The sequence below is a fragment of the Christiangramia echinicola DSM 19838 genome (assembly GCF_000423065.1).
In the GTDB taxonomy this organism is placed as follows: Bacteria; Bacteroidota; Bacteroidia; order Flavobacteriales; family Flavobacteriaceae; genus Christiangramia; species Christiangramia echinicola.
Genome location: NZ_AUHG01000010.1, coordinates 815,136 through 841,696, shown reverse-complemented (window position 1 = coordinate 841,696; position 26,561 = coordinate 815,136). Strand labels below are relative to the sequence as shown.

The following is a 26,561-nucleotide window of genomic DNA, read 5'->3' as shown; positions in this document are numbered from 1 at the left end:
AAGAGATCTCTCCCTCTGGTCGAGATGACCTCACCCAGTTATTATTTATCTTTACAAAATGTCAAACCAACCTTTCAAATTCAAACACTTCAGCATAGACCAGGATAGATGTGCCATGAAAATTGGTACTGACGGAGTTCTTCTTGGAGCATGGTCTTCACTTGATCATAATCCCGATAGTATTCTGGATATAGGTACAGGAACCGGTCTGATATCTTTAATGCTTGCTCAGAGATCTGACGCCCAACTTATAGATGCGCTAGAAATCGAAGAAAATGCCTATGAGCAATCTGTAGAGAATTTTGAGAAGAGTGATTGGGGCGACCGACTTTTCTGTTATCATGCAGCCTTTGATGAATTTGTAGAGGAAATGCAGGATGAAGAAAAATATGATCTTATTATTTCCAATCCGCCTTTCTTTTCTGAAGACTATAAAACAGGAAACGAGAACCGGGACCAGGCAAGATTTGCCGAAGCACTACCATTGACAGAATTAATCGAAGGTGCTTCCCTCCTACTTTCTGAAACTGGTCGCTTAGATATGATCATTCCATTTTCAGAGGAACGCAATGCCCTTAATATTGGAAAAAACCATGGATTATTTCCTTATAAGATCACCAGAGTTAAAGGAACTGACTCTGCGCCTATCAAAAGAAGTCTTATCAGCTTTAGTTTTAGTGAAACTGAACCAGAAATCGATGAATTAGTTTTAGAGATCTCAAGACACAATTATACTGAAGAATTCAAAGCTCTAGTTAAAGATTTTTACCTAAAGTTATAGTTCTTTTTACCAATCTACGTCATGTTGAACTTGATTCAGCATCTCACATTTATCAATATATCTTAAGACCCTGGATCAAGTTCAAAGTGACGTTTTGATTTAAACTTTCAATTCCTGAACCACATCAGGATTAAAAATCAGCCATTTAAAGCCTCCGTAAAAAAGATTGCTTCTCATAAAAGACTTGGTTACATTTGTTGGAAACACTACACAAATGAAACCAGATCAATTTCAGGCTCCTGATTATTATAATATTGACGAGCTTTTATCAGAAGAACATAAAATGGTTCGCGACGCCACCAGAGAATGGGTAAAACGTGAGGTTTCACCTATTATCGAAGATGCGGCGCAAAATGCAAAATTCCCTAAACAACTTATAAACGGTCTTGCCGAAATAGGTGCTTTTGGACCTTATATCCCAGAAGAATATGGTGGGGCTGGATTAGATCAAGTATCATATGGTTTGATCATGCAGGAAATTGAACGTGGCGATAGTGGAATTAGATCTACCGCATCGGTTCAATCTTCCCTGGTGATGTATCCCATCTTTAAATACGGAACTGAAGAACAGAAGAAGAAATTCCTCCCTAAACTAGCTTCAGGTGAATTTATTGGTTGCTTTGGTTTAACCGAACCAGATCATGGCTCTAATCCGGGTGGGATGACCACAAATTTTAAAGACAAAGGAGATCATTATCTATTGAATGGAGCGAAAATGTGGATCTCAAACTCTCCATTTGCAGATATCGCTATCGTATGGGCAAAAAATGAAGAAGGAAGAATCCACGGGTTGATCGTTGAAAGAGGAATGGAAGGTTTCACAACTCCGGAAACGCATAACAAATGGTCACTAAGGGCCAGTGCCACTGGAGAATTGATCTTTGATAATGTAAAAGTACCAAAGGAGAACCTGATGCCGAACAAATCTGGTTTAGGAGCGCCACTTGGCTGTCTTGACTCTGCTCGCTACGGAATCGCATGGGGAGCAATTGGAGCTGCTATGGACTGTTATGATACGGCATTGAGATATGCCAAGGAAAGAGAACAGTTTGGAGTACCAATTGCCTCGAAGCAGCTTCAGCAAAAAAAACTTGCAGAGATGATCACCGAGATCACAAAGGCTCAGTTAATGGCTTGGAGACTGGGAACTTTAAGAGACCAGGGAAAAGCCACTTCGGCACAAATTTCTATGGCTAAAAGAAATAATGTGGAAATGGCTATCAATATCGCCAGAGAAGCGAGACAGATCCTTGGAGGAATGGGAATCACAGGGGAATATAGCATCATGAGACATATGATGAACCTCGAGAGTGTTATTACTTATGAAGGTACGCACGATATTCATCTTCTAATTACCGGAATGGATATTACCGGACACGCAGCTTTTTAATTTCAGTAATTATGAAAAGACTTCACTATCAAATTGAGATTAAATGCCCCCAGGAAAATGTTTTCTCAACTATGCTGAACGAGAAACATTACAGAGAATGGACGGCTATTTTTTCACCAGGTTCACATTACGAAGGTAACTGGGAAGAAGGCAGTGAAATTAAATTTCTTACCATTACTGATAGTGGAGAAAAGGAAGGTATGTTAAGCAAGATCAAAAAAGTTGAAGCAAATAAATATATTAGTATTCAACATTTGGCTATGCTTCAAAAAGGTAAAGAAATACCATTTAAAGGTGGTAGTTTTTACGAGAACTATTATTTTGTAGCTAAAGGAAATTCTACGGTTCTAAAAGTAGAAATGGATACCGAAGACGACTGGTTCGATTATTTCGATAAGACCTGGCCAAAGGCACTACAGAAATTAAAAGAAGTTTGCGAAGAAAATTGTTAGTATTTACAAGAGATCAAAACAAGGGCAACGTTTACAACGCTTGCCCTTTTTAAATTTTTCACAGCACTCTTTCTTCAATGGTTTTGGCTTTTTAGCAGATACGCCGTCTACTCGCAAATAATCTTTAGATTTATTTGAATAGAACACTATAACATTTATGTAATTCATAATATGATGAGCCATATTTTTAATTTAACTCAAAAGGCTGATTTTCTGAGTTAAACAAGCCATAAAAAGCTTCTAAGATTTTCTAAATACTCCTTCACATTTTACCTTTGCAGAAAATTTGAAAAGATTATGATCAAAGAGATAAACGAAAGTTTAGAACCTCTAACCAGCCAGCTAATAAATCATTCTTTATATAAAAAGATCAATACTCCGGAACAGCTTCAAATCTTTATGGAGCATCATGTTTTTGCGGTATGGGATTTTATGTCACTTTTAACTGCACTACAGGAAATTCTAACAAAAACAACCAATCCATGGTTACCTGTTGGAGATCCTGAAACACGATATCTTATAAATGAGATCGTGCTTGCAGAAGAAACAGATATCAACATGCAGGGAAAACGTCAAAGTCATTTTGAAATGTATCTTGACGCCATGGAAACTTCAGGCGCTAGCAAAAAGAAAATAGAGGAATTTTTAATGCAGGTTTCTCATGGTACAGATATCTTTCTGATAATCGCTACGAGCAAATTACCTATCAGCATCAAGCAGTTTCTAAAACATACTTTCGAAGTGGTCTACAGTAGAGAACCTCATAAGATCGCTTCAGCCTTTACTTTTGGGCGTGAGGGGCTAATACCGGATATGTTTTCTTCTATCATTGAAAAAGTGCAACAGAACTTTCCAGAAGATGATCTTAGCCTGTTTAAATACTACTTTGACCGTCATATTGAATTAGACGGTGATGAACATGGACCAATGGCTTTTAAAATGGTAGAAGATCTTTGCGGAAATGATGAAAGAAAATGGGAGGACGTAAAGTTAACTGCTGAAAAGTCTTTGAAAAGCAGACTTGAACTCTGGACTGGAATTGAGAAAGAAATTGAAGCAAAGACTGGAATAGAATATGCTTAGTGGAGAAGATTACTTCGCTTCGCTCTTTAAGACTATATAAAATTAAAAAACCTGAACTCACGTTCAGGTTTTTTAATTTTATTCAGATGCGGCAGCGATTCGAACTTCGAGGCCATCAAGACCATCTGTAATGGGGATCTGACAACTAAGTCTACTATTGTCTTCTACAAAAAAGGCCTGATCTAACATATCTTCTTCTTCATAGCTCTTCTCGGGTAACATATGTTCAAAATTCAGAATATAACACTGGCAGGAAGCGCACATGGCCATTCCCCCACAAATTCCAATAGTACCTTCAGGAGCCAGTTCGTAAGAACGGATCACTTCCATAAGGTTCATGTTCATATCTGTTGGAGCGTCTACAGTGTGAGCCTCTCCTTCACGATCTATAATTGTTATTTTAACGTCAGACATCTTATCAATAATATCAATTCGTCAAGCTGAACTCGATTCGGCTTCTCATAAGATCCTGACCCTTCGCTCAAGGTCCTACAGGATGACGACTTTTTAATTAATACTCTTTACTACTTCTTTTTTAGCCTCTTTCTTACTTCCGTCAAATCCGCTAACACCACTCACGGTAGTATATTTCATCACGTATTTCTTATCTGGATTAATGCGTTGGTAGGCGCTTTGACACATGATCGCAGCTTCATGGAAACCACAAAGGATCAGTTTCAACTTACCTTTGTACGTATTAACATCTCCAATAGCATAGATTCCTGGAATATTGGTTTGATAATCATAAGCATTATCAACCTTAATTGCGTTCTTTTCGATCTCAAGCCCCCAGTTCCCTATAGGTCCAAGCTTAGGTGAAAGTCCGAATAAAGGAATAAAGTGATCTGTTTCCTTCAGCTCTTCTCCTCTAGCTTCGTCTTTATGTCTAATCAAAACAGAATCAAGCTCATCCTCACCTTTCAGATCAACAACTTCAGCATCTGTTATAAGATTGATCTTCCCTATTTTTGACAGCTCTTCAACTTTTTCTACGGAATCTAAAGCTCCTCGGAAATCTTTTCTTCTATGCACCAATGAAACTTCTGAAGCAACATCGGCCAGGAAAATACTCCAGTCTAATGCAGAATCTCCTCCACCGGCAATTACCACTTTCTTATCTCTATAAACTTCAGGATCTCGAATGATATAAGCAACACCTTTATCTTCGTAATTCCTGATAGAAGGGATTGGCGGTTTTCTTGGTTCAAAACTACCCAGACCGCCGGCAATTACTACTACCGGAGCATGATGCTTTGTTCCTTTACTTGTGGTAACTATAAAACTCCCATCTTCCTGCTTATCTATTGTTTCAGCTCTTTCTCCTAAAGTAAAACCAGGCTCAAAAGGCTTGATCTGCTCCATCAGGTTATCTACCAGTTCCCCTGCCAATACCTCCGGAAATCCGGGAATATCGTAAATAGGTTTCTTAGGGTAAATTTCGGAACACTGCCCCCCGGGTTGCGGAAGAGCGTCTATTAGGTGACATTTTAATTTTAGTAATCCGGCTTCAAACACGGCAAATAAGCCTGTAGGACCGGCACCAATGATAAGTATATCGGTTTTAATCATGTTTGAATTCAATTAAAAGGCAGTTACTATCTTTCAATATTTACTACCTGTTCTATTTGAGGCACATATTTCTTAATGGTCATTTCAACACCGCTTTTTAAGGTCATTTGGTTAACCGTGCATCCAACGCACGCACCTTCCAACTGAACTTTAACCAGGCGATCATCCTCTATTGAAACCAAAGAGATATTCCCTCCATCACTTTCCAGAAACGGACGTATCTCTGCCAATGCCTTTTCAACATTAATTTTAACTTCTTCGCTTGTCATCTATTTTTTATTAACAGCGCTACAACCTGCCATGGTCGTAATCTTGATCGCTTCGGTTGGAGGTAAATCTTTATTTCTATTTACGGTTTCCTGTACCATATTTCTGGTGATCTCTTCAAAAGCAGATTCCAGCGGAGTGGCAGTTTGCAATGCTGCAGGTCTACCAATATCTCCAGACTCTCTCAAACTTTGTACCAATGGAATTTCCCCCAGGAATGGAACCTTAAGATCTTCGGAAAGATTTTTTGCTCCTTCCTGCCCAAATATATAATACTTGTTATCTGGCAATTCCTCTGGTGTAAAGTAGGCCATATTCTCAACGATACCAAGCACTGGAACATTAATACTTTCCTGCTGGAACATCGCTACTCCTTTTTTGGCATCTGCTAAAGCAACATTTTGAGGCGTACTTACAATTACAGAACCGGTAATAGGAAGTGACTGCATAATGGAAAGATGAATATCTCCAGTTCCCGGTGGAAGATCTATTAGCATAAAATCTAATTCTCCCCAATCTGCATCAAAGATCATTTGATTCAAGGCTTTAGCGGCCATTGGTCCTCTCCATACTACAGCCTGACTAGGTTTAGTGAAAAATCCGATAGATAGAATTTTAACACCGTAATTCTCAACCGGCTTCATTTTAGATTTCCCGTTTACGGTTACTGAAAGTGGTCTTTCAGCTTCTACATCAAACATCATTGGTGTAGATGGCCCATAAATATCGGCATCAAGAATACCAACTTTAAAGCCCATTTTCGCTAGGGTAACTGCAATATTAGAGGTTACGGTTGATTTCCCTACTCCTCCTTTTCCAGAAGCAACGGCTATAATATTCTTAATTCCGGGTATGGCTTTTCCCTTGATCTCAGGCTGTTTTTTCTCTGGAGCCTGAACTTTAATATTTACTTTGACCTTAGCTTTTTCATAAACCTTTTCATGGATCACTTTCATTACATCCACTTCAGCTCTTTTTTTAATATGAAGTGCGGGTGTACTTAACACAAGATCCACCACTACCTCATCGCTAAAAGTCATTACATTCTGAACAACACCGCTTTCAACCATATTACTTCCATCTCCTGCTACAGATATGGTTTCCAGGGCTTTTAAAATCTCTTTTCTGTCTAATTTCATATATGAATTTTAATCAGATTCTTAAGCTTATATAGACTGATTCTAAATGCAAATATAGTTGGAAAAGCTAAGAATACGAAGAATTTAGCCAATTTAGATCTATGTAATAATAGTCTGAAATTATAGGCTGGAAAGTACTAGATTTCCTGGGGAAGTTCTTTCATGGGATCCCAGAAATGCTTTTTAAAATCAAGGATCTGGAGCTCTTTAATCTGCACACCCTCTTCTTCAAGCAGTTGTTGCATGGCATTTGTGCCTCCAAAATGGTGCTTCCCGGTAAGCACACCATTTCTATTTACAACTCTATGCGCAGGTACATCTTCCAGGTTATGAGAAGAATTCATCGCCCAACCTACCATTCTGGCACTTCTTGCTGCACCCAGGTATTTTGCAATAGCTCCATATGAAGTAACTTTACCTTCAGGAATCTTCCGGCATACTTCATACACTCTCTCAAAAAATCCGGAATTATCGCTCAATTTTAGGTATTTAAAATTCTAACTACAGCCACAACAATTAAAACCAGCATTAATCCAGCCATGAAGTAATTGGAGTATTTTGCAAAGGATTCTGCTTTCTTTTCGATCTTATCAAATAACTCTACATAAAGATAAAGAGAAGTAAAACTACCTATACTGGCTGCTAGAGCAAAAGAAATATTAAGTGACCAGTCATAATCCATTCCGCCACTTAGATCCATAGCTCCTGCGATGGCAACAAAATAAGGTATTGGGAATACGTTTAGAGCTGCAATAAGCATCCCTTTGAATAAACTTTGAGCTTTCGCCTTTTGTTTGTTATGCTTCACCCCTTTTTTATGTCTTGCTTTAATAAAAAAGTAAATGGCCAGAATACAAAAAACTACCAGACCACCACGAAGAATCATCTTTCGCACAAAAGGATGATCAAAAATATATTTAGCTAATAATACTGCAATAAATGCCTGGATTAAGATTACGATTCCCGCGCCTATAGCTACGTAAAGACCGCTTTTTTTTCCTTTTTCCACACAGGTTTTAGCCACGGTCATATTCACCAAACCAGGTGGAACCACTCCAATAAATGCTGCTAAATATGTGATCAGGAAAAGCTTTGTTTCTTCCAATACCCCCTTATTTTATCTTGAATTGAATATATGTAATTGGTTTTCCTTTTTCAAGATACTGTTTTTCATAGAAAGTTTGTATACCTGTTACTTCCTTTGGAGAATATTCATTTTTATAAATATCGTGATGCGCATATAGAACCTCATGTCCTTCCCCATGCAAAAGGCCCAGCGTATAACCATGCATGAATTCAGAATCTGTTTTCAAGTGCATGAAACCATCTTCCTTTAGAATACTTTTGTATCGCTGAAGAAATTCTGTATTCGTCAACCTATGCTTGGTTCTTTTGTATTTTATCTGCGGGTCTGGAAAAGTGATCCAGATCTCACTAACCTCGTTCACTGCAAAAACGTATTCAATAAGCTCAATTTGAGTTCGAATAAAAGCTACATTTTCAAGATCTTCTTCAATCGCCGTTTTAGCTCCACGCCAGAATCTCGCTCCTTTTATATCTATCCCTATAAAGTTCTTACCCGGATTTTGCCTGGCGAGCTCTACAGTATATTCACCTTTTCCGCAGCCTAATTCCAGAACAATAGGATTATCGTTCTTAAAAAATTCCTGACTCCACTTTCCTTTTAATTCGAATAAATTATCTGTAAGCTCCTCTCTTGAAGGCTGAATTACATTTTCAAATTTCTCGTTTTCTTTAAAGCGCCTGAGTTTGTTCTTACTTCCCACTAAATTTTAATATTTTGGCAAAATTAAAGAAATTCAACCACCTGCCGATATAATATATTTGTAATATGCGAAATAAGAGGATTTTGGTGGCTGTTCTTAACTGGGGACTTGGTCATGCCACCAGGTGTATCCCAATTATCAATGAATTAAAAGCTGTTGGTTTCGAGGTGATTATAGCATCAGACGGGCAGGCACTTCAACTTCTTAAAAGAGAATTTCCAGGTTCTACCTTCGAGGAACTCCCCTCCTATAATATAGAATACACCAAAAATGGTTCTCTACTCAAATGGAAACTACTTCTGGAAACACCAAAGTTCATTAAAACTATCAAAGCTGAAAATGATCTAACCAGTGACCTGGTTAAGAAGTATGATCTAAGCGGAATAATTTCAGATAACCGCTGGGGAGTTAGAAGCGACCTTATTAAAAAGAATGTTTTTATAACACACCAGATAAATGTTCTAAGCGGAAGCACTACCGTTTTAAGTAGTTATATTCAGCAGAACTACATCGAAAAATTCGATGAATGCTGGATACCCGATACTCAGGGAGAAACCAATCTAAGCGGAATCCTGGGGCATAAAAAAAACTTTCCACGCAATGTGAAATACATTGGAGTTTTAAGCCGATTTAAAAAAAAGAAGGTTGCATTAATTTATGATTTCCTGGTACTTTTAAGTGGCCCTGAACCTCAACGCACAATATTAGAATCTATTCTTCTTAAGGAATTTAAAAACACTGAATTCAGGATTCTTTTTATTCGAGGCGTTATTTCGCAGGAGAATTTGGAAAATTCAAATTCCAATATTAAGGTCCAGAACTATTCCTTTGGTGAATCATTAGAAGAATCTATAAACTGCAGCAGGTATATTATTTCCAGATCTGGCTACACTACTTTGATGGATCTATCTAAACTGGAAAAGAAAGCTTTTTTTATTCCTACTCCAGGTCAGGAAGAACAGAAATATCTAGCAAAAAGGATGGAGAAACTAGGTTTAGCACCTTATTGCAGGCAGGAGGATTTCACTATTTCGAAATTAGGCAGGATCGCAAATTATGCCGGTTTAAGTGATTTCGGGGATCACCCGCTCCTCAGGGATCGCCTTGCTTTTTTCCATAGTAAATGAGAATTCACTCCCTACGCCAAAAACACTTTCTACATAGATCTTTTCATCGTGCGCCTCTAAGATATGCTTCACAATAGAAAGTCCTAATCCAGAACCTCCTTCTTTACGCGAACCACTTTTATCTACCCTATAGAAACGTTCAAATAATCGCGGAATATTCTCGTGCTCAATTCCCTCACCATTATCTGTCACCCTTACGATCACTTTATTTTTGATGAGATTTTCAATACTTATTTCTGTAGTACCACCTTTTTTACCATACTTTATAGAGTTTACAATAAGATTGGTAAGCACCTGTTGAATCCTTTCCTTATCTGCCCTTACGTAAACCGGATCATCATAATCAATATCAAAAGTCAGGGTGATCTCCTTCTTTGCCGCTTTCATTTCTAAAAGATCGAACGAAGCCTGGATAAGTTCAACAATATCAAATGTTTCATACCTTAAATGAAGATCACCGGTTTCAAGCTTGGTGATCATATCAAGGTCTTTTACTATATAAATCAGTCTTTCTACCCCCTTATTTGCGCGAGCAAGATATTTTTTCCGAATTGCCTTATCCTTATGCGCGCCATCAAGTAGCGTAAGAATATACCCCTGAACAGTGAACAAAGGAGTTTTTAATTCATGAGATACATTTCCCATAAACTCCTTTCTATATACCTCCCTAACTTTTAAGGTTTCGATCTCCAGCTTTTTGTCCTCAGCAAATTTCTTGACCTCCCGGGTAAGACTGGACATATCTGTAGTGATTTGAGTAGGACTTAAGGTTTTTGAATCAAGTAAGGATACATTATCATACACCTTTTTAATCCTTCGGTATATAAACCGTTCCACTCTGTATTGAATAATCAAAAAGGTAAAAAGGTAACATAGGGTCGCAAAAATTAATAAGGCGATCCAGATAGACCTTAGACCAAAATACATAAAACCGCCCAGAAGGATAGTGAGAAAAACACTTATATAAAGCGCTGTTCTTAATGCAAACCTATATGAACGTTTAAATTTTTGAGACATTAAACTACAAACTTATAGCCCACACCTTTGATGGTTTTGATCTTATCGTCACCAATTTTCTCACGGAGTTTTCTAATATGCACATCTATGGTTCTACCTCCTACCACTATATCATTTCCCCATACATTATCAAGAATATCTTCTCTCTTAAATACTTTTCCAGGTTTAGAAGCCAAAAGAGAAAGCAACTCAAATTCTTTTCGTGGCAGGGCCATTTCATTGCCCTTCTGGGTGATCTTATATTCCTCGCGATTAATAATAATATCACCAAGCTTAACAACATGAGAAGAATTATCCTCTTCACGGTAACGTCTTAATAATGCCTTCACCTTACTAACCAAAACTTTTGGTTTAATTGGCTTGGTAATATAGTCGTCTGCTCCTGCATCAAAGCCAGCCATTTGAGAGTAATCTTCCCCTCTGGCAGTTAAGAAAGTAATGATAGCCCCTTCCAGGTCTGGTAACTTTCTTATTTGCTCACAGGCTTCAATCCCATCCATTTCTGGCATCATAACATCCAGGATTATTAGATGCGGTTTATTCTTTTTTGCAAGCTTCACTCCATCAGCTCCATTATCTGCAGTTATCACATTATAGCCTTCAGAAGTGAGATTGTAGCCCACAATTTCCAGGATATCCGGCTCGTCGTCTACCAGTAATATTGTAATGTCTTTTTTCTTCATAATTAGTTTTAGCTGTGGTTAAGAGCCCATAAAATTAACCAATAATTTGAACTATTAAGGCCTTAACACATTAGTAACGTTAAACTAACCCTTTAATGACGAACGATTAATTCTGAGGTAACATACTTCAAGGGTTCTTGCTGTTAATTTGCAGCGAGATTTATTAGCAAAAAACAACATGAAACGATTTCTATTATTATCATTAATTTTTATTGCAACTTCCATTCAGGCTCAGGATACAACCACCGGAGCAATTGGCGGAAAACTATCAGATAAAGAAATGAATGGCGAACCCCTACCTTTCGCCAATGTTTTATTAAAAAATTCTTCTAAGGGAACTACTTCAGATTATGACGGAATATACTTATTAGACAAATTAGAACCAGGAACCTATACTGTAGTGTTCAGCTTTGTTGGATATGAAACTTTAGAAGTTCCAGATATTGTAGTTGAAGCTGGAAAAGTGACTGAGATAAATACAGATCTTGGATCCAGCGCAGCAGCGCTAGACGAAGTAGTGATCACCACTGTATCCAGAAGAGATTCTGAGGTTGCCCTCCTTATAGAACAGAAAAATTCAGTAGATATAAAAGAGAGCATCGGAGCTCAGGAATTAGCCAAATTAGGAGTATCCGATGCTGCCACAGCAACGACAAAAATTTCTGGTGTAACCAGTAGTGAGGCTTCCGGAGATATTTTCGTAAGAGGATTAGGAGATCGTTATTTATACACTACCATGAACGGGCTTCCAATCCCTTCAGACGATGTAGAAAGAAAGAATATAGATCTTGGTTTATTTCCAACCAGGGTTATCCAGAACATCTCAATTAGTAAGAACTATTCTCCAGAGAACTCTGCAGATCAGGCTTCTGGTAATATCGATATAACTTCCAGAGAACTAAGAGGGAACAGTGAATTGGATCTAGGAGTTAGATTTGGAACTAATACTAATGCAGCTGGTGAATTCAGCAATTTTAAAGTTTCTCCAAACCAGGAGGATGTTTATTTCGGATTTTACGATCAGGCCATCCCAACAGAATATTCCCTTAACAACCAGGGGTGGGACCCAGGCAAAGCCGTACTACCAGTAAACCGAAGATACGCTCTTACTGCCGGGAAAGAATTTGGAGATTTTAGAGTTTTATTTACCGCATCAAACTCTGTGAAATTTGAATTTAATCAGGGAACTTTTGCCAATTATCGTAATAACGACTTTGAGGACGGCTTCACAGATGCAACAAATTATAAAAAGACAGATAATAATACCGCCCTTTTAGATCTTGGTTATGAAATAAACGATAGAAACAGGATCAAGGCAACAAGTTTATTCATCAATAAGGTTTCTGATGAAGTTTTTGAAGCCGGTAGAAATGGTGAAGGTGTTGTATTTGAAGAAAGTGACCGTGGAGATGGATTCAACCAGTTTATTCGTGACCAGAATACTAAGCAAACCAGACTTTGGGTAAATCAATTACACGGTTTTCATGAAATGTGGGACAACAAGAATGAAATTGAATGGGCTTTAGGCTACAATACGGTAAATGCAGATGAACCCAATCGTATAAGAAACGAAGTAAATCTCAATCCAAGTGAACCAATTTTACTGGGTGAGACAGGTGACTACCAACAGCGAAAATCTAATCAGCAGATAGATGATCAAGAATTAAATGGATTGATCCAGAATAAATATTATTTCATTAATGACGAAGAAACTGAAAAGAAAGCTTTCCTCGAGATTGGTGGAAATTACAGATATAAAGAAAGAGACTTTTATTCCAGATTTTATGGTGTGGTAGAAAGAAATTTCAATACTGTAAACCCTACCTCTATAGATAACTTCGATGGAATTTTCACTACAGAGAATTTCAATAATCGCTCTCTACAGGTTAAAAATCTTGATCCAGACCTCTATAATGCAACTCTAGAATCTCTAGGAGGTTTTGCATTCTTTAATTATGGAAATGCAAAATGGAATTTGAACATAGGCGCACGATATCAAAATGATGATATAGATGTGATCTTTGATGTAAACAACTATCCTCAAAACCTACCAAATTTTGTTTTTAAATCTTACGATAACATCTACCCTAGTGTAAACTTTAGGTACTCTCCAACTGAGAATTCTAATATCAGGTTAGCAGCAAGTAGAACTATTACGTTACCAGAATTCAAAGAGATCGCTCCTTTTGAATATGTATCTCAAACCGGTCTTGTCACCAGAGGTAATCCAGACCTTGAGGCATCTACCAACACCAATTTTGACCTTAAATACGAGATCTTCCCAAGTTCAGGAGAATTGATCTCGCTAACAGGATTCTACAAAAAAATCAATGATCCTATAAACAAAGCTAGAGAAAGAGGTTCTGCACCAGTGTTCTCATACTTTAATGCAGGTGACGAAGCCAACATCTACGGACTGGAACTTGAAGCCAGAATGGATGTTATAGATAATGAAAACGAAGCAGGTCTGGACCTGGCAGTTTCAGGAAATGTTACCAGAATGTGGCATTCTCAGGATCTAAAAGATGTATTTGATGAAAATGGTGATTTCGTTAGAACATTCAGATACAATGGTAAAGAAGAGATTGGATTACAGGGGGCATCAGACTGGATCTTCAACGCTTCTCTAAATGTTTCAACAGAAACCGAAAATCCATTCACAGCGACTCTTGTTGGTGCTTATGCTTCAGATAAGATCTACGCCCTTGGAAACCCGGAAACACAGGTATTAGAGCAGATAGATATTCAATACAATGATGAGATCATAGAGAAAGGATTTGTTACGCTAGACCTTATTATGTCTAAAGAACTTAATGACCATTGGTCGCTTGAATTTAGAGGGCAGAATTTACTTAACCCAGAAATTGAAAGAGTTCAGGCTGTAAGGCCAATTTCCGGAACCGCAGGAGAATCTAATCAAACTGTTAGATCATACGATCGTGGAGCCGTACTAAGCCTGGGAGTAAACTATAGTTTTTAACCATCAATTTTATTTAACCATAAACCATTATTAAACCTTAGTATTTTAAAATTTAGATTATGAAAAACTTAAAAAAAATTACGCTATTGTCTGCGATTGCATTAGGAATGCTTGCATCATCATGTAGTAGCGACAACTCGATTGAGGTCATCAATCCTACAGATGATTCCGGGCAGGTACCATCTGAAGATCTTGAGCTGAATGGATCTGTAGAAGAAGATAGAACACTAGACCCTTCAGAAACTTATAGCTTAACAGGCATATTAACTGTAGAGGCCGGAGCAACTTTAACCATTCCTGCGGGCACAGAAATTATCGCTGATACAGATACCGATGAAAGTTCAGCTACTAACGTATATATTGTGGTACAAAGAGGCGGACAAATAGATATCCAGGGAACTTCATCTGCCCCGGTAATTATGCGTTCTGCCAGTGGTGAAGCCGGAACCTGGGGTGGATTGATCATCGCCGGTAACGCTCCATCAACTGCAGGTTCTAATATTACTGCTGAGGTTGGAGGTATAGTATACGGAGGTACAGATGCGAATGATGATTCTGGTTCTATCAACTACCTTGTATTATCTGACGCAGGTGCTTCTATCAACCCGGATTCTCAATTCAACGGACTTTCCCTATACGGAGTTGGTTCTGAAACATCTATTCAAAATGTTGCCCTTGTAAATGGTGCCGACGACGGAGTTGAATTTTTTGGAGGTACTGTTTCAGTAACTAACCTTTACCTTGAAAACAACGAAGATGATGCCGTAGACTGGACTGAGGGATGGAGTGGTTCTTTAGATAACGTATATGTATTACATACTATCGAGAACTTCTCAACTGCTATTGAAGCAGATAAGGATAATGGAAACCCGATGATCACCAACTTTACTGCCGTATCTACAACCGGCGGAACTGCATTACAATTCAAATCGGTTTCTGGGGCTACTATTACTGGTCTTTCCCTATCAGGCTATAATACTTCTGTAGATATTACAGATGATTCCAGAACAGACCTATCAGATATCATTTTAAATGGTGCTACAGCAGATCCTGCAATGAATTATTCTGGTGATCCTACCGTAAACGTTTCTATGTTCGACTGGATCTCAAATAGAGAACAAGTATCTGTATTACCTACGACTGTTGGAGGTAATTTGACTCTAGATGCAAATAACCAATACGTAATTAGCGGTACTGTTTCAGTAGAAGATGGTGGTAAACTTACAATCCCTGCCGGAACTCAAATTACTGCCAGAAGTGATAGCGAAACTAATGCGACAAGTATCTATATCGTAGTTCAAAGAGGTGGAATGATCGATATACAGGGAACAGAAAGCAACCCGGTGGTAATGTCTTCTAATTCTGGTGAAGCCGGAAGCTGGGGTGGTCTTGTGATCGCTGGTAATGCGTCTACAGATGCTGGTACGAATGTAACTGCAGAAGTTGGAGGTATTCTTTATGGTGGAACGGCAGATGATGACAATTCAGGATCCATCAGTTACCTTATCCTTAAAGATGCAGGAGCATCAATAAACCCAGATTCTCAGTATAACGGTCTATCTCTTTATGCAGTTGGATCTGGAACTACCATTGAAAATATAGCTATTCTTAATGGTAAAGATGATGGCGTAGAATTCTTTGGAGGTACTGTTTCCGCTTCAAACATATACCTTGAAAATAATCAGGATGATGCAGTAGACTGGACTGAAGGATGGAATGGAACCATTGAAAACACATACGTGAGTCATACCATCGAAAACTTCTCTACTGCTATTGAAGCAGATAAATTGAACGGAATGCCTAAGATCATCAACTTCACCGCGGTTTCTACAACCGGTGGAACTGCTTTACAGTTTAAAGCACAGTCGGGTGCTGAAATAACCGGGCTATCATTGAGTGGATATGAAACAATTATTGATATCACTGATGAGAACAGGACAGATCTTACAGGAATTACAGTTGATGGAAATATAGTAGACCTTAATGCTGTATATAATGCAGATACAACTGTAGATGTAGCTATGTTCAACTGGGTAAACTAAAAACTAAATTCTTTCGTAATAATTTGAATATCAATTATTAGCCAAAATCAAAGGGTTGCAACGTGCAACCCTTTTTTTTATTTTATATTTTTTTATTTAGATAAATTTAATGGCAGGATTTTTGAATTTTTATTTGTAAGTTTGTTTAAACCTCGATCATAAAGAATGAAGCAAAAGTACCTATTTACCCTTTTTCTTTTTAGTTTCCTGATGATTGCCGCTCCGGCAAATGCTCAGGAATCTGATCGTGTTCCAGAACGAACAGAAATTCCTATCGATGGTTTATCAATTTATCCTAACCCCGTTACCGGTGGCAAAGTTTATATTTCTACAACTAAAAATCAGGATAAAGTAATTGAGATTTACAACGTTTTAGGCAAACCAGTTCATAAAACCCGATTAAGAGGCAGAGAAATGGATGTATCTACTTTAACTCCAGGGATTTATATTCTTAAGATTCAAGAAGGAAAAGCCAAGGCTACTAGAAAGTTAGTGGTTAAGTAACTTTCTACCACTCTATTTTTGTTAAGCTTCTATTTCAGAGGCTTTTTTTATTGCTTAATTTTGAGGAAAACTTCTTAAGCTCCCTATGCTAGAAAATAAAATCTTTGAAATCTCAAATGAGCAGGAGTTCAAAACTCTGGCTTTAGAAGTATTTAAATACCAGTTTGATAATAACAGTATTTATAGCAAATTCTGCAGTCTTCTTAATCGAAACCCTGAAAACGTAAACAGCTTAGACGAAATTCCTTATCTCCCGATAGAATTCTTTAAAAGCGAAAAACTAATAACTGGTACAGACGAGTCTCAAATAACCTTTTCCAGTAGCGGAACTACAGGCTCTATTACCAGTAAACATCATGTTACCGATCTTAGGCTATATGAAAAGAGCTTTTTAAAAGCTTTCGAATTATTTTATGATTTACCTGAAGAATATACTTTCCTGGCATTATTACCTTCTTATCTCGAACGAACAGGATCTTCCCTTATCTATATGGTAGATTCCCTGATAAATCATTCTAAGGATAAGAATAGTGGCTTTTATCTAGATAACCTGGATGAACTTTCTAATATGCTAGAAAACCTTGATAAAAACGGTAAAAAAGTATTTCTAATTGGAGTTTCTTTCGCGTTGCTGGACCTGGTTGAAAAAAAGCAGTTCAAGCTAAAAAATACGATCGTTATGGAAACCGGCGGAATGAAAGGTCGACGCAAGGAAATGATTCGGGAAGAACTACATGCCAACTTAAGAGAAGGATTTGGAATTAAGCAAATTCATAGTGAATATGGTATGACAGAGCTTTTATCACAGGCTTACTCTAAAGGCTGCGGAGTTTTCGACTGTCCGCCATGGATGAAGATCCTAATTCGTGATCCTGAAGACGCCTTATCTTTTTTACCCAATGGTAGGACAGGAGGCATAAATGTGATTGATCTGGCTAATATAAATTCTTGCTCCTTTATTGCTACACAGGACCTTGGGAAACAAAAAAATGATCAAGTTGAAATACTGGGAAGATTTGATAATAGTGACGTAAGAGGATGTAATCTTTTATTATTGTAAAAAAAATGATCCTTGTTGTAAAGTATTTGAAAAATTTACGACACAACTAGAGCAGAATGAGAAATGACATATAAGCATTTGCATTCTGCGGCTAAGTGAAAATTTTTCATATTAGATTGGTTAGTTAGTTGCAAAGCCTTCAGATTTACTCTGAAGGCTTTTGTATTCCTAGTACTCACCTATTCAATTAAAAAATTTTTAATTGTAAATGGCGATTAAAAATATTAACACCATAACTAATATGATAATGGTTTAACTAACAATATTTTCGGCTTTAGATTTATTCATGTCTCTATACACTAACTATTTACGTAAAAGTAATCGACATGGTTTGGAACTTATCCTAATTATTCTAAACCTATTTCGCCTGGATAATATAAGTGTTCTTTTTTCCTTTATTAAGAATAACGTATTTCCCGTTAATTAGATCTGATGCCGTAATGGTGTAATCCTCTTTCACTTTTGCCTTATTCACAGATACCGAATTCTCTTTTAAAGCTCTTCTAGCCTCCCCATTAGAATTAAGAAATCCGGTCTTTGCCGCAAGAGCAGCTATCATATCCAATCCAGCATCAATATCACTCATGGCTACCTCGGCTTGCGGAACTCCTTCAAAAATATCTAGAAAAGTTGCTTCATTCAACTTCCTGAAATCATCGGCGGTACTTTTCCCGAACAAAACTTCAGAAGCGGCAACAGCATTTTCATATTCCTCTTCGCTATGCACAGTAGTAGTAACTTCTTTCGCAAGACTTTTCTGTAATACTCTTAAATGCGGTGCTTCTTTATGATCTTCTATTATAGAATCTATTTCAGCCTTATCTAAAAAGGTAAAGATCTTAATATACTTTTCAGCATCTTCATCACTAGTATTCAACCAATACTGGTAAAATTTATATGGTGAGGTTCTTTTTGCATCAAGCCAGATGTTCCCTCCCTCACTTTTTCCAAATTTGCTACCGTCACTTTTTGTAATAAGAGGGCAGGTTATAGCATAAGCTTTACCTCCGCCTTTTCTTCTTACCAGTTCTGTTCCTGTAGTTATATTCCCCCACTGGTCGCTTCCTCCCATTTGTAGGGTACACTCCATAGTATCAAAAAGATGGTAGAAATCATAGCCCTGCACAAGTTGATAGGTGAATTCTGTAAAAGACATCCCCTCCGTTCCTTCTCCAGAGATCCTGTTCTTAACAGAATCTTTAGCCATCATATAATTAACGGTAATATGCTTACCTACATCTCTAATAAATTCCAGAAAACTTATTTCCTTCATCCAATCGTAGTTATTCACCAACACAGCATCATTTTCTTTCCCACTTTTAAAATCCAGGAACTGAGATAACTGGTTTTTCACACATTCCTGATTATGACGTAGCGTTTCCTCATCTAGTAAATTTCTTTCACTAGACTTACCACTAGGATCACCAATCATTCCTGTTGCTCCTCCTACCAAAGCAACCGGCCTATGACCGCTTCTTTGTAAATGCGCCAGGAGCATGATAGGCACTAAATTTCCTATATGAAGAGAATCGGCCGTTGGATCAAAACCAACATATGCAGATCTCATTTTCTCATTTAAATGTTCTTCAGTTCCCGGCATGGTGTCATGCAACATGCCACGCCAACGGAGTTCTTCTACCAGATTTTTTATCATCTTAATTATATTTTGAATTACACCTTAGATGTGATTCCCTATCTAAAATCCAGTCTTATTACAGAATTTTCAATAGTAATTTCTTTAAAATTTAAATGCTCTTTTAAAGCAGCCGTAAAGATACCATAAAGCTTTATTTTTCCTAAGTGGTTTGGTTATATTTACCGCATGATTCTGGTAACCGGAGGAACAGGTTTAGTTGGCGCCCATCTTTTATATGAACTGGCGCAAAATAACGTAAAGCTTAAGGCAGCTGTGCGCCCAACGAGCGATATTAGCTTTGTCAGGAAGGTATTTGGCTACTATGCCACTAGTACCGATGCAGATAATTTATTTAATAAGATCGACTGGATAAGAGCCGATATTAATAATGTACCCGCTCTGGAAGAAGCCTTCACCGGAGTTGAATACGTTTATCATTGTGCCGCACTCATCTCGTTTGATCCTTCAGACGAAAAAGAACTTAGAAAAGTCAATATTGAAGGAACTGCCAATATTGTAAATCAATGCATTAATCATAAAATAAAGAAACTCTGTTATGTAAGCAGTGTAGCGGCCATTGGTTCTTCTATCAAGAATAATGGAATTGATGAAACAGCCAAATGGAATCCTGAAGATGATCATAACGACTATGCAATCTCAAAATATGGGGCAGAAATAGAGGTTTGGAGAGGAACTCAGGAAGGTGTTAATGCGGTTATTGTTAATCCGGGAGTCATAATTGGCCCAGGATTCTGGGATTCTGGCAGTGGTAAGATCTTCAAAAAAATTGATAATGGGTTAAATTATCATTTCCCTAAGGTCACTGGTTTTGTTGGAGTAAAAGATGTTGTAAAAAGCATGATCCAACTGGTAAATTCACCAGTGAAAAATGAAAATTTCATTGTTATTTCTGAAAACTTAAGTTTTGAGAAGGTTCTTAATAGTACTGCAAAGTTTCTAGATAAGCCCAAACCTTCCAGGAAGCTAAAAAAGTGGATGATCGCACTGGGCTGGTTTTTTCAAAAAACAGGTAGTTTATTCGGCTTAAAAAGGGAGATTACGTATGACTCCATAAATGGCTTATTTAAAGAAACTAACTTCAGCAACTCTAAAATTAGAGAATACCTGGATTTTCATTTCACACCGATGGAAACCGTTATCGAGGAAACTGCCTTGATCTACAGGAAAGAAAATTAATCTTTTGACTTAGGATCTCGATTAAGTTTTACCGGCGGAGCGATTAAGCTATCCCTTCGATTCCTTACTTTATCTAACCTCTTTAGTTTTAGTGAATCTATTTTTAAAGAATCAACCTTAAGAGAATCAACCTCTAAAGAATCTTTTATCTTTAACGAATCTTTCCTGGAAAGTTTAATACTGTCTTCGATCTTAATTTCAATATCCCTCAAAGAATCCAGCCTTGTTTTCATTATTTGCAATCTAACTTTTACACTATCGTAGATGCGCTCATAATCGCTATACTGCTCAGCATAATAATTATTACTTTTTTCAAACTGAAGACTGTCAATATTATATTTCTCGTAGATATATTCGTCTGGCTTTATGCCGGTTTCCTCTAATTTCTGTTTATTATAATTTCTGGCGGCATGGAGAAGCGCCATCTCGGTAAGCACGTCTACCATTTTTTCTTCCGAAATTAGATCTTCCGGTTTTTCTGTTGTTTTAAGATCCTGACAGGAAAATGAAACAAATATCAGAAGTAAAAAAACGAGCCTATTTCTCAAATTAACGGTCAAAACTTAATCTTTCAGCGTTTTGGGTAAATGGAGTATGTTTAAAGTTCTTATAAACCAGTCTTCCATTCACAAAAGTGTGTGTGATTCTTGATTTGAAGGTAGTTCCCTCAAATGGCGACCATTGACATTTTGAATAGATATTATCTGGTTGTACAGCCCAAGGTGAATTTAGATCCACTAAAACCAAGTCGGCCTTATACCCTTCACGTATAAATCCTCTCTTTTCTACCTGAAATAAAATAGCAGGATTATGACAGGCTTTTTCTACAATCTTCTCCAGAGTGATTTTTCCCTGGTGATGCATTTGTAGCAATGCAGGTAATGCATGCTGAACTAAAGGCCCTCCACTTGGTGCCTTTGTGTAAACATTTTTCTTCTCTTCTTTAGTGTGCGGCGCATGGTCTGTAGCCAGCACGTCAAGTCTATTATCATTTAGAGCTTCCAACAAAGCCTCCTGATCTTTTTTGGTCTTAACTGCAGGATTCCACTTGATCATGGTTCCTTTTTTCGCATAATCTGAATCATTGAACCAAAGGTGATGAATGCAAACTTCTGCGGTTATCTTTTTATCTTTTAAAGCTTTTTTATTGCTAAACAGGCTTAATTCTTTTGCTGTTGAAACATGAAAAACGTGTAATCTGGCGCCTGTTTTTTTCGCTAAGGCTACAGCCTTAGAAGACGATTTATAACAAGCTTCAGCACTTCTTATTTTTGGATGAAGTTCAATTGGAATATCATCTCCATACCTTTCTATACACTCTTCAAGGTTCTTTTTAATAGTTGCTTCATCTTCACAATGAGCCGCGATCAAAACAGGAGATTTTTTAAAGATCTGCTCAAGTACTTTTTCATCATCAACCAGCATGTTACCAGTAGACGATCCAAGAAACAATTTTAATGCAGCAACGTTCTTAGGATCTATCTTTTCAATCTCACTTAAGTTATCGTTAGTTCCCCCGAACATAAATGAATAATTGGCGTAAGAGGTTTCAGAAGCGATTTCGAACTTCTTCTCCAACTCCTCCACCGTTGTGGTTTGGGGAAGCGTATTTGGCATTTCTATAAAGGAAGTTATTCCTCCTGCCACAGCCGCCCTGGAACCGGTTTCTATAGATTCTTTGTGGGTTAGCCCCGGCTCTCTAAAATGCACCTGATCATCTATAAGACCTGGCAACAAATAAGTGCCCTCGGCATCAAAAATATTTACGTCTGGAGATTTGGCGCTGATGCTTTCTGCAATTTCAACTATAATACCATCCTCAACGAATACATCCCCATCTGTAATCTTACCTTCGTTAACAATTTTCGCGTTCTTTATTAAAACCTTTTTCATTAGACCTTTTTCCTGTTAAACAGACTTTTAAGCTTCATTTTTATTACCCCAAACACGGCTTCAGAAATAATAGAGCCGCTCATTTTAGAAGTTCCGCGGGTTCTATCTGTGAATATTACCGGAACCTCCATAATTTTATATTTTAAAAGATGAGCCTTGAATTTCATCTCTATCTGGAATGCATAACCTATAAACTGAATTCTATCCAGATCTATTGCTTCCAGCACTTCTCTTTTATAACAAACAAATCCTGCTGTTGTATCTTGAATGTCCATTCCTGTTATAAAACGAACATATCTGGATGCAAGCCAGGACATTAAAACCCTATTCATGGGCCAGTTAATCACATTTACTCCGGTAATATACCTGGAGCCTATCGCGACATCTGCTCCATCCCTTTTACAGGTATTATACAGCCTAATTAGATCGTTTGGATTATGGGAGAAATCAGCATCCATTTCAAAAATGTATTCATACTGTTTTATCAGAGCCCATTTAAAACCATGGATATAAGCTGTACCCAATCCTTGTTTACCAAGTCTTTCTTCAAGGAACAGGCGCTCCGGAAATTCTGCTTGCAAAGTTCTAACCCTTGTAGCAGTTCCATCTGGAGAATTATCATCTACAACCAGTATATGAAACTTACGCCTTTGCGAGAACACATTCCTAATAATGCGCTCTATATTTTCTATTTCATTAAAGGTGGGTATAATAATTATCCCATTCACCATTCCAAAATATTTTGCACAAATGTATGCAAATTAAAACTTCAAATCTTTATGTTCAGCCGCTGGAATAAGGGTCAAAATTTTACATTTGTAAAAATTATACTTCATGCAGGCAACTGAGAGAATTTATGAATATCAGGATTGGATCACGTTCCTTTTCCTGGCATGTTTTATTCTCCTGGTCCTGGCGAAAATATTGTTTCCCCAACGTTTTGAAGAATTTATCTCTCTACTGAACTCGGGCAAATTTATAGCCTTTAAAGGAAAAGAGAATAAGGCTTTTCATGCTTTTAACATTTTATTACTTGGGCTCCAGGCGATTTCGGTCTCCATCTTTTTATATATTATATATCGGTATTTTTGGGAAATTGAAACCTCTCCTCTAATTATTTTCATTAGAATATTTACAGCCTACTTTTGCCTAATACTAATAAAGGCAGGAATTGAAAAAATTATAGGTAACATCTTCGAAATCGACGATAAAATGGATTATTATATTTTCCAAAAATTCAGTTATAGAAATTTCATCTCGATATTTCTTTTATTTGCCTCATTATTTTTAATTTACGCTTTCCACCCTACAGCACTGATAATAGGATTAATAGGCGGTTCTGCAATAATTGCTAACGCTATTGGCCTGATTGTCATATACAGAAGAAATCAAAGTGTGCTTAGCGCCAATTGGTTTTATTTTATTTTGTACCTTTGCGCTCTTGAAATAGCCCCTTATTTAATTTTGTATAAGTTAATTACAAACTAAAGAAGAACTAATAAAGTTTAATATATGAAAGTGAAAACAATTTTGGTTTCTCAGCCTGAACCTAAGGTAGAAAATTCACCTTATTTTGAGTTAGAGGAAAAGCAAAAAGTTAAAATTGATTTCATCCCTTTTATTCATGTTGAAGGAGTTCCTTCTAAGGAAGTAAGGCAACAAAAAGTTGATCTTACTAATCATACAGCAATAATTCTTACTAGTCGTAATGCTGTTGATCATTTCTTTAGAATTGCCGAAGAAATGAGATTTAAGGTACCAGATACTTTAAAATATTTTTGTTTAAGTGAAGCCGTAGCCTATTATTTACAAAAATATGTAGTGTATCGTAAAAGGAAGATCTATGTTGGCAAAAGAACTTTTGCTGAACTGGCTCCTCTTATCAAAAAATATAAGAACGAGAAATTCCTTCTACCGTCTTCAGATATGCTGAAGCCAGATGTCCCTAAGACTTTGAACAAACTAGGTGTAGAATGGAAAAAGGCTGTTTTTTACAGAACCGTGGTTAGTGATCTTTCTCACCTGAAAGATGTTACTTATGATATTCTTGTTTTCTTTAGTCCTAGTGGTATTAAATCTCTATTCGAGAACTTCCCGGACTTCAAACAAAATGATACAAGGATTGCTGTATTTGGAAACACCACGATCAAAGCGGCTAAAGAGCATGGTCTGGTTTGCAATATCAAAGCACCAACGCCAGAAACTCCAAGTATGACCATGGCGATCAATAAATACATAACCGAAGTAAACAAAAAGTAATAATCTATTTACTTTTTCTATAAAATAAAAAATCCGGTCACTGACCGGATTTTTTTTCAACTAACAATTTAAAACTACTCGATTGGGGCACCTTTCATAATTTCTTCATTTGCATATTCCTCGAACTTACTGAAGTTCTTTCTGAAGAAATTAGATAATTCTTTTGCCTTACGATCATAAGCTGCAGTATCGTTCCAGGTATTTTTGGGATTTAAAACTTCAGAAGGAACTCCCTCACAAGTTTTCGGCATCTGTAAACCGAAGATCTCATGCTTCTCAAATTCCACATTTTCCAGTTTACCTTCTAATGCAGAGCTTATCATCTCACGTGTATACTTCAATTTCATCCGGCTACCTACACCAAAAGGCCCGCCTGTCCAACCTGTATTTACAAGCCATACATTTACATCTGCAGCCTTCATTTTCTTACTAAGCATTTCTGCATATTCTGTAGGATGAAGCGGCATAAATGGAGCTCCGAAACAAGCTGAAAAACTTGGTACCGGTTCATCTACTCCTGCCTCGGTTCCGGCAACTTTAGCCGTATAACCACTAATAAAGTGGTACGCGGCCTGCCCTGGAGTAAGCTTGCTTATTGGAGGCAATACTCCAAAGGCATCTGCGGTTAAGAAAAATATATTTTTAGGATTCTCCCCGGAAGATGGTTCCTGGATATTATTGATATGGTGTATTGGATAACTTACCCTTGTATTTTGAGTAATACTCGTGTTTTCAAAGTCTACCTCCCCTTTTTCGTTAAGAACTACATTTTCCAGAATAGCTCCAGGCTTGATCGCTCGATAGATATCCGGTTCGTTCTCTTCAGAAAGATTTATAACTTTTGCATAGCATCCACCTTCAAAATTAAAGATCGTATTCTCTGCGGTCCACCCATGCTCATCATCTCCTATAAGTCTCCTTTCAGGATCTGCAGACAAGGTAGTTTTACCTGTTCCAGATAAACCAAAGAATATCGCCGTATCTCCATCTTCACCAACGTTCGCCGAGCAGTGCATTGGTAAAGTGTTCTTATATACAGGTAAAACAAAATTCAAAGCAGAAAAGATTCCTTTCTTGATCTCGCCGGTATAACCGGTTCCACCTATTAAAGCGATCTTTTTACTGAAATTTAAAATGGCAAAATTTTCCTGACGTGTTCCGTCCACTTCTGGATCTGCTTTAAATCCAGGGGCATTTACAATTAACCAATCTTCTTTAAAACCATCAAGTTGATCGTCTTCAGCACGAAGAAACATATTAAAAGCAAAAAGGTTAGACCACGGATATTCATTGATCACGCGAATATTCAAACGATAACTATCGTCTGCACAGGCATAGGCATCCCTTGCGTAGATCTCTTTACCGCCAAGATAGTCTACTACCTTTGCGTATAATTTATCGAACTTTTCCGGATCAAATGGAATATTAATATCCCCCCACCATACTCTATCTTTTGTAACCTCATCTTTTACGATGAACCTATCTTTGGGAGACCTTCCTGTAAACTGACCAGTGTTAACCGCTAAAGCCCCGAACGAGCTTTCAACTCCCTGACCAAGTCTTAAAGTTTCTTCGTGAAGTTCCTGTGGAGATAGTTGATAGTGTACCGTGGCATTTTTGATCCCGTAATCCTCTAACGAAATCGTTTTCGTAATTTGGGTGTTATCGACCATAAAAAAATCAATTCTGTTGTTT

At 37.4% G+C, this 26,561-nt stretch carries 26 protein-coding genes; 12 read left to right on the top strand and 14 right to left on the bottom strand.

Annotated elements, in window-relative coordinates:
• The first annotated feature begins 58 nt into the window (after positions 1-58).
• The 4 genes from G530_RS0104445 to G530_RS0104430 all read left to right on the top strand — a co-directional run bounded on the left by G530_RS0104445 (position 59) and on the right by G530_RS0104430 (position 3,706).
• Entirely contained in the window at positions 59-781 is a 723-nt protein-coding gene (locus G530_RS0104445; RefSeq protein ID WP_026933385.1) for a tRNA1(Val) (adenine(37)-N6)-methyltransferase, read from the top strand.
• A gap of 214 nt (positions 782-995) precedes the next feature.
• On the top strand, positions 996-2,171 hold the full coding sequence (locus G530_RS0104440; RefSeq protein WP_026933384.1) for an acyl-CoA dehydrogenase family protein: 1,176 nt from the start codon (positions 996-998) through the stop codon (positions 2,169-2,171).
• An 11-nt stretch (positions 2,172-2,182) separates the two neighbouring features.
• The gene (locus G530_RS0104435; RefSeq protein WP_026933383.1) at positions 2,183-2,623 is read left to right on the top strand and encodes an SRPBCC domain-containing protein; all 441 of its coding nucleotides are present in this window, start codon (positions 2,183-2,185) and stop codon (positions 2,621-2,623) included.
• 297 nt (positions 2,624-2,920) lie between these two features.
• Complete coding sequence (locus G530_RS0104430) at positions 2,921-3,706, top strand: DUF3050 domain-containing protein (RefSeq protein WP_026933382.1); 786 nt, start codon at positions 2,921-2,923, stop codon at positions 3,704-3,706.
• Between the two features lie 78 nt (positions 3,707-3,784).
• On the opposite strand, the gene G530_RS0104425 is transcribed toward G530_RS0104430, so the two are convergent.
• From G530_RS0104425 to trmB, 7 genes are all read right to left on the bottom strand, one after another.
• Positions 3,785-4,120: a 2Fe-2S iron-sulfur cluster-binding protein gene (locus G530_RS0104425; protein WP_026933381.1), complete on the bottom strand. Its 336-nt coding sequence runs from the start codon at positions 4,118-4,120 to the stop codon at positions 3,785-3,787.
• A gap of 93 nt (positions 4,121-4,213) precedes the next feature.
• The gene (locus G530_RS0104420) at positions 4,214-5,275 is read right to left on the bottom strand and encodes an NAD(P)/FAD-dependent oxidoreductase (protein ID WP_026933380.1); all 1,062 of its coding nucleotides are present in this window, start codon (positions 5,273-5,275) and stop codon (positions 4,214-4,216) included.
• 26 nt (positions 5,276-5,301) lie between these two features.
• Positions 5,302-5,544: a NifU family protein gene (locus tag G530_RS0104415; RefSeq protein ID WP_026933379.1), complete on the bottom strand. Its 243-nt coding sequence runs from the start codon at positions 5,542-5,544 to the stop codon at positions 5,302-5,304.
• Complete coding sequence (locus G530_RS0104410; RefSeq protein ID WP_026933378.1) at positions 5,545-6,681, bottom strand: Mrp/NBP35 family ATP-binding protein; 1,137 nt, start codon at positions 6,679-6,681, stop codon at positions 5,545-5,547.
• Positions 6,682-6,818: 137 nt separating this feature from the next.
• The gene (locus tag G530_RS0104405; protein ID WP_026933377.1) at positions 6,819-7,160 is read right to left on the bottom strand and encodes an MGMT family protein; all 342 of its coding nucleotides are present in this window, start codon (positions 7,158-7,160) and stop codon (positions 6,819-6,821) included.
• A 2-nt stretch (positions 7,161-7,162) separates the two neighbouring features.
• Positions 7,163-7,786 (bottom strand): LysE family translocator, encoded by a 624-nt coding sequence (locus G530_RS0104400; RefSeq protein WP_026933376.1) that lies wholly within the window; start codon positions 7,784-7,786, stop codon positions 7,163-7,165.
• A 7-nt stretch (positions 7,787-7,793) separates the two neighbouring features.
• Positions 7,794-8,468: a tRNA (guanosine(46)-N7)-methyltransferase TrmB gene (gene trmB, locus G530_RS0104395; RefSeq protein WP_026933375.1), complete on the bottom strand. Its 675-nt coding sequence runs from the start codon at positions 8,466-8,468 to the stop codon at positions 7,794-7,796.
• Between the two features lie 65 nt (positions 8,469-8,533).
• On the opposite strand from trmB, the gene G530_RS0104390 reads away from it, so the two are divergent.
• Positions 8,534-9,595 carry a glycosyltransferase gene (locus G530_RS0104390; protein ID WP_026933374.1) on the top strand — a complete coding sequence of 354 codons (1,062 nt, stop codon included), beginning with the start codon at positions 8,534-8,536 and terminating at the stop codon, positions 9,593-9,595.
• Here G530_RS0104390 and G530_RS0104385 read toward each other — a convergent pair.
• Positions 9,533-10,612: a sensor histidine kinase gene (locus G530_RS0104385; protein ID WP_026933373.1), complete on the bottom strand. Its 1,080-nt coding sequence runs from the start codon at positions 10,610-10,612 to the stop codon at positions 9,533-9,535. The genes G530_RS0104390 and G530_RS0104385 overlap by 63 nt on opposite strands.
• Positions 10,612-11,295: a response regulator transcription factor gene (locus tag G530_RS0104380; protein WP_026933372.1), complete on the bottom strand. Its 684-nt coding sequence runs from the start codon at positions 11,293-11,295 to the stop codon at positions 10,612-10,614. Before G530_RS0104380 ends, G530_RS0104385 begins: the two co-directional genes overlap by 1 nt.
• Positions 11,296-11,473: 178 nt before the next feature.
• Between G530_RS0104380 and G530_RS0104375 the strand changes: the two genes are divergently transcribed.
• The 4 genes from G530_RS0104375 (at position 11,474) to G530_RS0104360 (ending at position 17,881) form a co-directional block, all read left to right on the top strand.
• Positions 11,474-14,275, top strand: a complete 2,802-nt coding sequence (locus G530_RS0104375; RefSeq protein ID WP_026933371.1) for a TonB-dependent receptor — start codon at positions 11,474-11,476, stop codon at positions 14,273-14,275.
• A gap of 59 nt (positions 14,276-14,334) precedes the next feature.
• Positions 14,335-16,317 (top strand): hypothetical protein, encoded by a 1,983-nt coding sequence (locus G530_RS0104370; protein WP_026933370.1) that lies wholly within the window; start codon positions 14,335-14,337, stop codon positions 16,315-16,317.
• A 165-nt stretch (positions 16,318-16,482) separates the two neighbouring features.
• Complete coding sequence (locus tag G530_RS0104365) at positions 16,483-16,821, top strand: T9SS type A sorting domain-containing protein (RefSeq protein WP_026933369.1); 339 nt, start codon at positions 16,483-16,485, stop codon at positions 16,819-16,821.
• A gap of 85 nt (positions 16,822-16,906) precedes the next feature.
• A complete protein-coding gene (locus G530_RS0104360) occupies positions 16,907-17,881 on the top strand; it encodes a LuxE/PaaK family acyltransferase (protein WP_026933368.1) in 975 nt (324 codons plus the stop codon).
• A 358-nt stretch (positions 17,882-18,239) separates the two neighbouring features.
• Here the strand turns inward: G530_RS0104360 and tyrS are convergent, their stop codons facing one another.
• Positions 18,240-19,535 (bottom strand): tyrosine--tRNA ligase, encoded by a 1,296-nt coding sequence (gene tyrS / locus G530_RS0104355; protein WP_026933367.1) that lies wholly within the window; start codon positions 19,533-19,535, stop codon positions 18,240-18,242.
• A 168-nt stretch (positions 19,536-19,703) separates the two neighbouring features.
• Between tyrS and G530_RS0104350 the strand changes: the two genes are divergently transcribed.
• Positions 19,704-20,714 carry an NAD-dependent epimerase/dehydratase family protein gene (locus G530_RS0104350; RefSeq protein WP_026933366.1) on the top strand — a complete coding sequence of 337 codons (1,011 nt, stop codon included), beginning with the start codon at positions 19,704-19,706 and terminating at the stop codon, positions 20,712-20,714.
• On the opposite strand, the gene G530_RS16540 is transcribed toward G530_RS0104350, so the two are convergent.
• The 3 genes from G530_RS16540 to G530_RS0104335 are packed head-to-tail and all read right to left on the bottom strand — an operon-like array spanning position 20,711 to position 23,338.
• A complete protein-coding gene (locus G530_RS16540) occupies positions 20,711-21,262 on the bottom strand; it encodes a DUF4296 domain-containing protein (RefSeq protein WP_084519399.1) in 552 nt (183 codons plus the stop codon). The two genes, G530_RS0104350 and G530_RS16540, sit on opposite strands and share 4 nt — an antisense overlap.
• A 1-nt stretch (position 21,263) precedes the next feature.
• Entirely contained in the window at positions 21,264-22,607 is a 1,344-nt protein-coding gene (locus G530_RS0104340; protein ID WP_026933365.1) for a dihydroorotase, read from the bottom strand.
• The gene (locus tag G530_RS0104335) at positions 22,607-23,338 is read right to left on the bottom strand and encodes a polyprenol monophosphomannose synthase (RefSeq protein ID WP_026933364.1); all 732 of its coding nucleotides are present in this window, start codon (positions 23,336-23,338) and stop codon (positions 22,607-22,609) included. The genes G530_RS0104340 and G530_RS0104335 overlap by 1 nt, the downstream gene beginning before the upstream one ends.
• A 103-nt stretch (positions 23,339-23,441) precedes the next feature.
• On the opposite strand from G530_RS0104335, the gene G530_RS0104330 reads away from it, so the two are divergent.
• Together G530_RS0104330 and G530_RS0104325 are read left to right on the top strand one after the other, a co-directional pair.
• Complete coding sequence (locus G530_RS0104330) at positions 23,442-24,095, top strand: DUF4271 domain-containing protein (RefSeq protein ID WP_026933363.1); 654 nt, start codon at positions 23,442-23,444, stop codon at positions 24,093-24,095.
• A gap of 24 nt (positions 24,096-24,119) precedes the next feature.
• A complete protein-coding gene (locus G530_RS0104325; protein ID WP_026933362.1) occupies positions 24,120-24,866 on the top strand; it encodes a uroporphyrinogen-III synthase in 747 nt (248 codons plus the stop codon).
• 74 nt (positions 24,867-24,940) lie between these two features.
• Here the strand turns inward: G530_RS0104325 and pckA are convergent, their stop codons facing one another.
• Complete coding sequence (gene pckA, locus G530_RS0104320) at positions 24,941-26,539, bottom strand: phosphoenolpyruvate carboxykinase (ATP) (protein WP_026933361.1); 1,599 nt, start codon at positions 26,537-26,539, stop codon at positions 24,941-24,943.
• Positions 26,540-26,561 lie beyond the last annotated feature (22 nt).

Bases quoted from the DNA above. Each gene is read 5' to 3' on its own strand.
- G530_RS0104445 (WP_026933385.1), top strand. From the start codon at position 59: ATGTCAAACCAACCTTTCAAATTCAAACACTTCAGCATAGACCAGGAT.
- G530_RS0104440 (WP_026933384.1), top strand. From the start codon at position 996: ATGAAACCAGATCAATTTCAGGCTCCTGATTATTATAATATTGACGAG.
- G530_RS0104435 (WP_026933383.1), top strand. From the start codon at position 2,183: ATGAAAAGACTTCACTATCAAATTGAGATTAAATGCCCCCAGGAAAAT.
- G530_RS0104430 (WP_026933382.1), top strand. From the start codon at position 2,921: ATGATCAAAGAGATAAACGAAAGTTTAGAACCTCTAACCAGCCAGCTA.
- G530_RS0104425 (WP_026933381.1), bottom strand. From the start codon at position 4,120: ATGTCTGACGTTAAAATAACAATTATAGATCGTGAAGGAGAGGCTCAC.
- G530_RS0104420 (WP_026933380.1), bottom strand. From the start codon at position 5,275: ATGATTAAAACCGATATACTTATCATTGGTGCCGGTCCTACAGGCTTA.
- G530_RS0104415 (WP_026933379.1), bottom strand. From the start codon at position 5,544: ATGACAAGCGAAGAAGTTAAAATTAATGTTGAAAAGGCATTGGCAGAG.
- G530_RS0104410 (WP_026933378.1), bottom strand. From the start codon at position 6,681: ATGAAATTAGACAGAAAAGAGATTTTAAAAGCCCTGGAAACCATATCT.
- G530_RS0104390 (WP_026933374.1), top strand. From the start codon at position 8,534: ATGCGAAATAAGAGGATTTTGGTGGCTGTTCTTAACTGGGGACTTGGT.
- G530_RS0104385 (WP_026933373.1), bottom strand. From the start codon at position 10,612: ATGTCTCAAAAATTTAAACGTTCATATAGGTTTGCATTAAGAACAGCG.
- G530_RS0104380 (WP_026933372.1), bottom strand. From the start codon at position 11,295: ATGAAGAAAAAAGACATTACAATATTACTGGTAGACGACGAGCCGGAT.
- G530_RS0104375 (WP_026933371.1), top strand. From the start codon at position 11,474: ATGAAACGATTTCTATTATTATCATTAATTTTTATTGCAACTTCCATT.
- G530_RS0104370 (WP_026933370.1), top strand. From the start codon at position 14,335: ATGAAAAACTTAAAAAAAATTACGCTATTGTCTGCGATTGCATTAGGA.
- G530_RS0104365 (WP_026933369.1), top strand. From the start codon at position 16,483: ATGAAGCAAAAGTACCTATTTACCCTTTTTCTTTTTAGTTTCCTGATG.
- G530_RS0104360 (WP_026933368.1), top strand. From the start codon at position 16,907: ATGCTAGAAAATAAAATCTTTGAAATCTCAAATGAGCAGGAGTTCAAA.
- tyrS (WP_026933367.1), bottom strand. From the start codon at position 19,535: ATGATAAAAAATCTGGTAGAAGAACTCCGTTGGCGTGGCATGTTGCAT.
- G530_RS0104350 (WP_026933366.1), top strand. From the start codon at position 19,704: ATGATTCTGGTAACCGGAGGAACAGGTTTAGTTGGCGCCCATCTTTTA.
- G530_RS0104340 (WP_026933365.1), bottom strand. From the start codon at position 22,607: ATGAAAAAGGTTTTAATAAAGAACGCGAAAATTGTTAACGAAGGTAAG.
- G530_RS0104335 (WP_026933364.1), bottom strand. From the start codon at position 23,338: ATGGTGAATGGGATAATTATTATACCCACCTTTAATGAAATAGAAAAT.
- G530_RS0104330 (WP_026933363.1), top strand. From the start codon at position 23,442: ATGCAGGCAACTGAGAGAATTTATGAATATCAGGATTGGATCACGTTC.
- G530_RS0104325 (WP_026933362.1), top strand. From the start codon at position 24,120: ATGAAAGTGAAAACAATTTTGGTTTCTCAGCCTGAACCTAAGGTAGAA.
- pckA (WP_026933361.1), bottom strand. From the start codon at position 26,539: ATGGTCGATAACACCCAAATTACGAAAACGATTTCGTTAGAGGATTAC.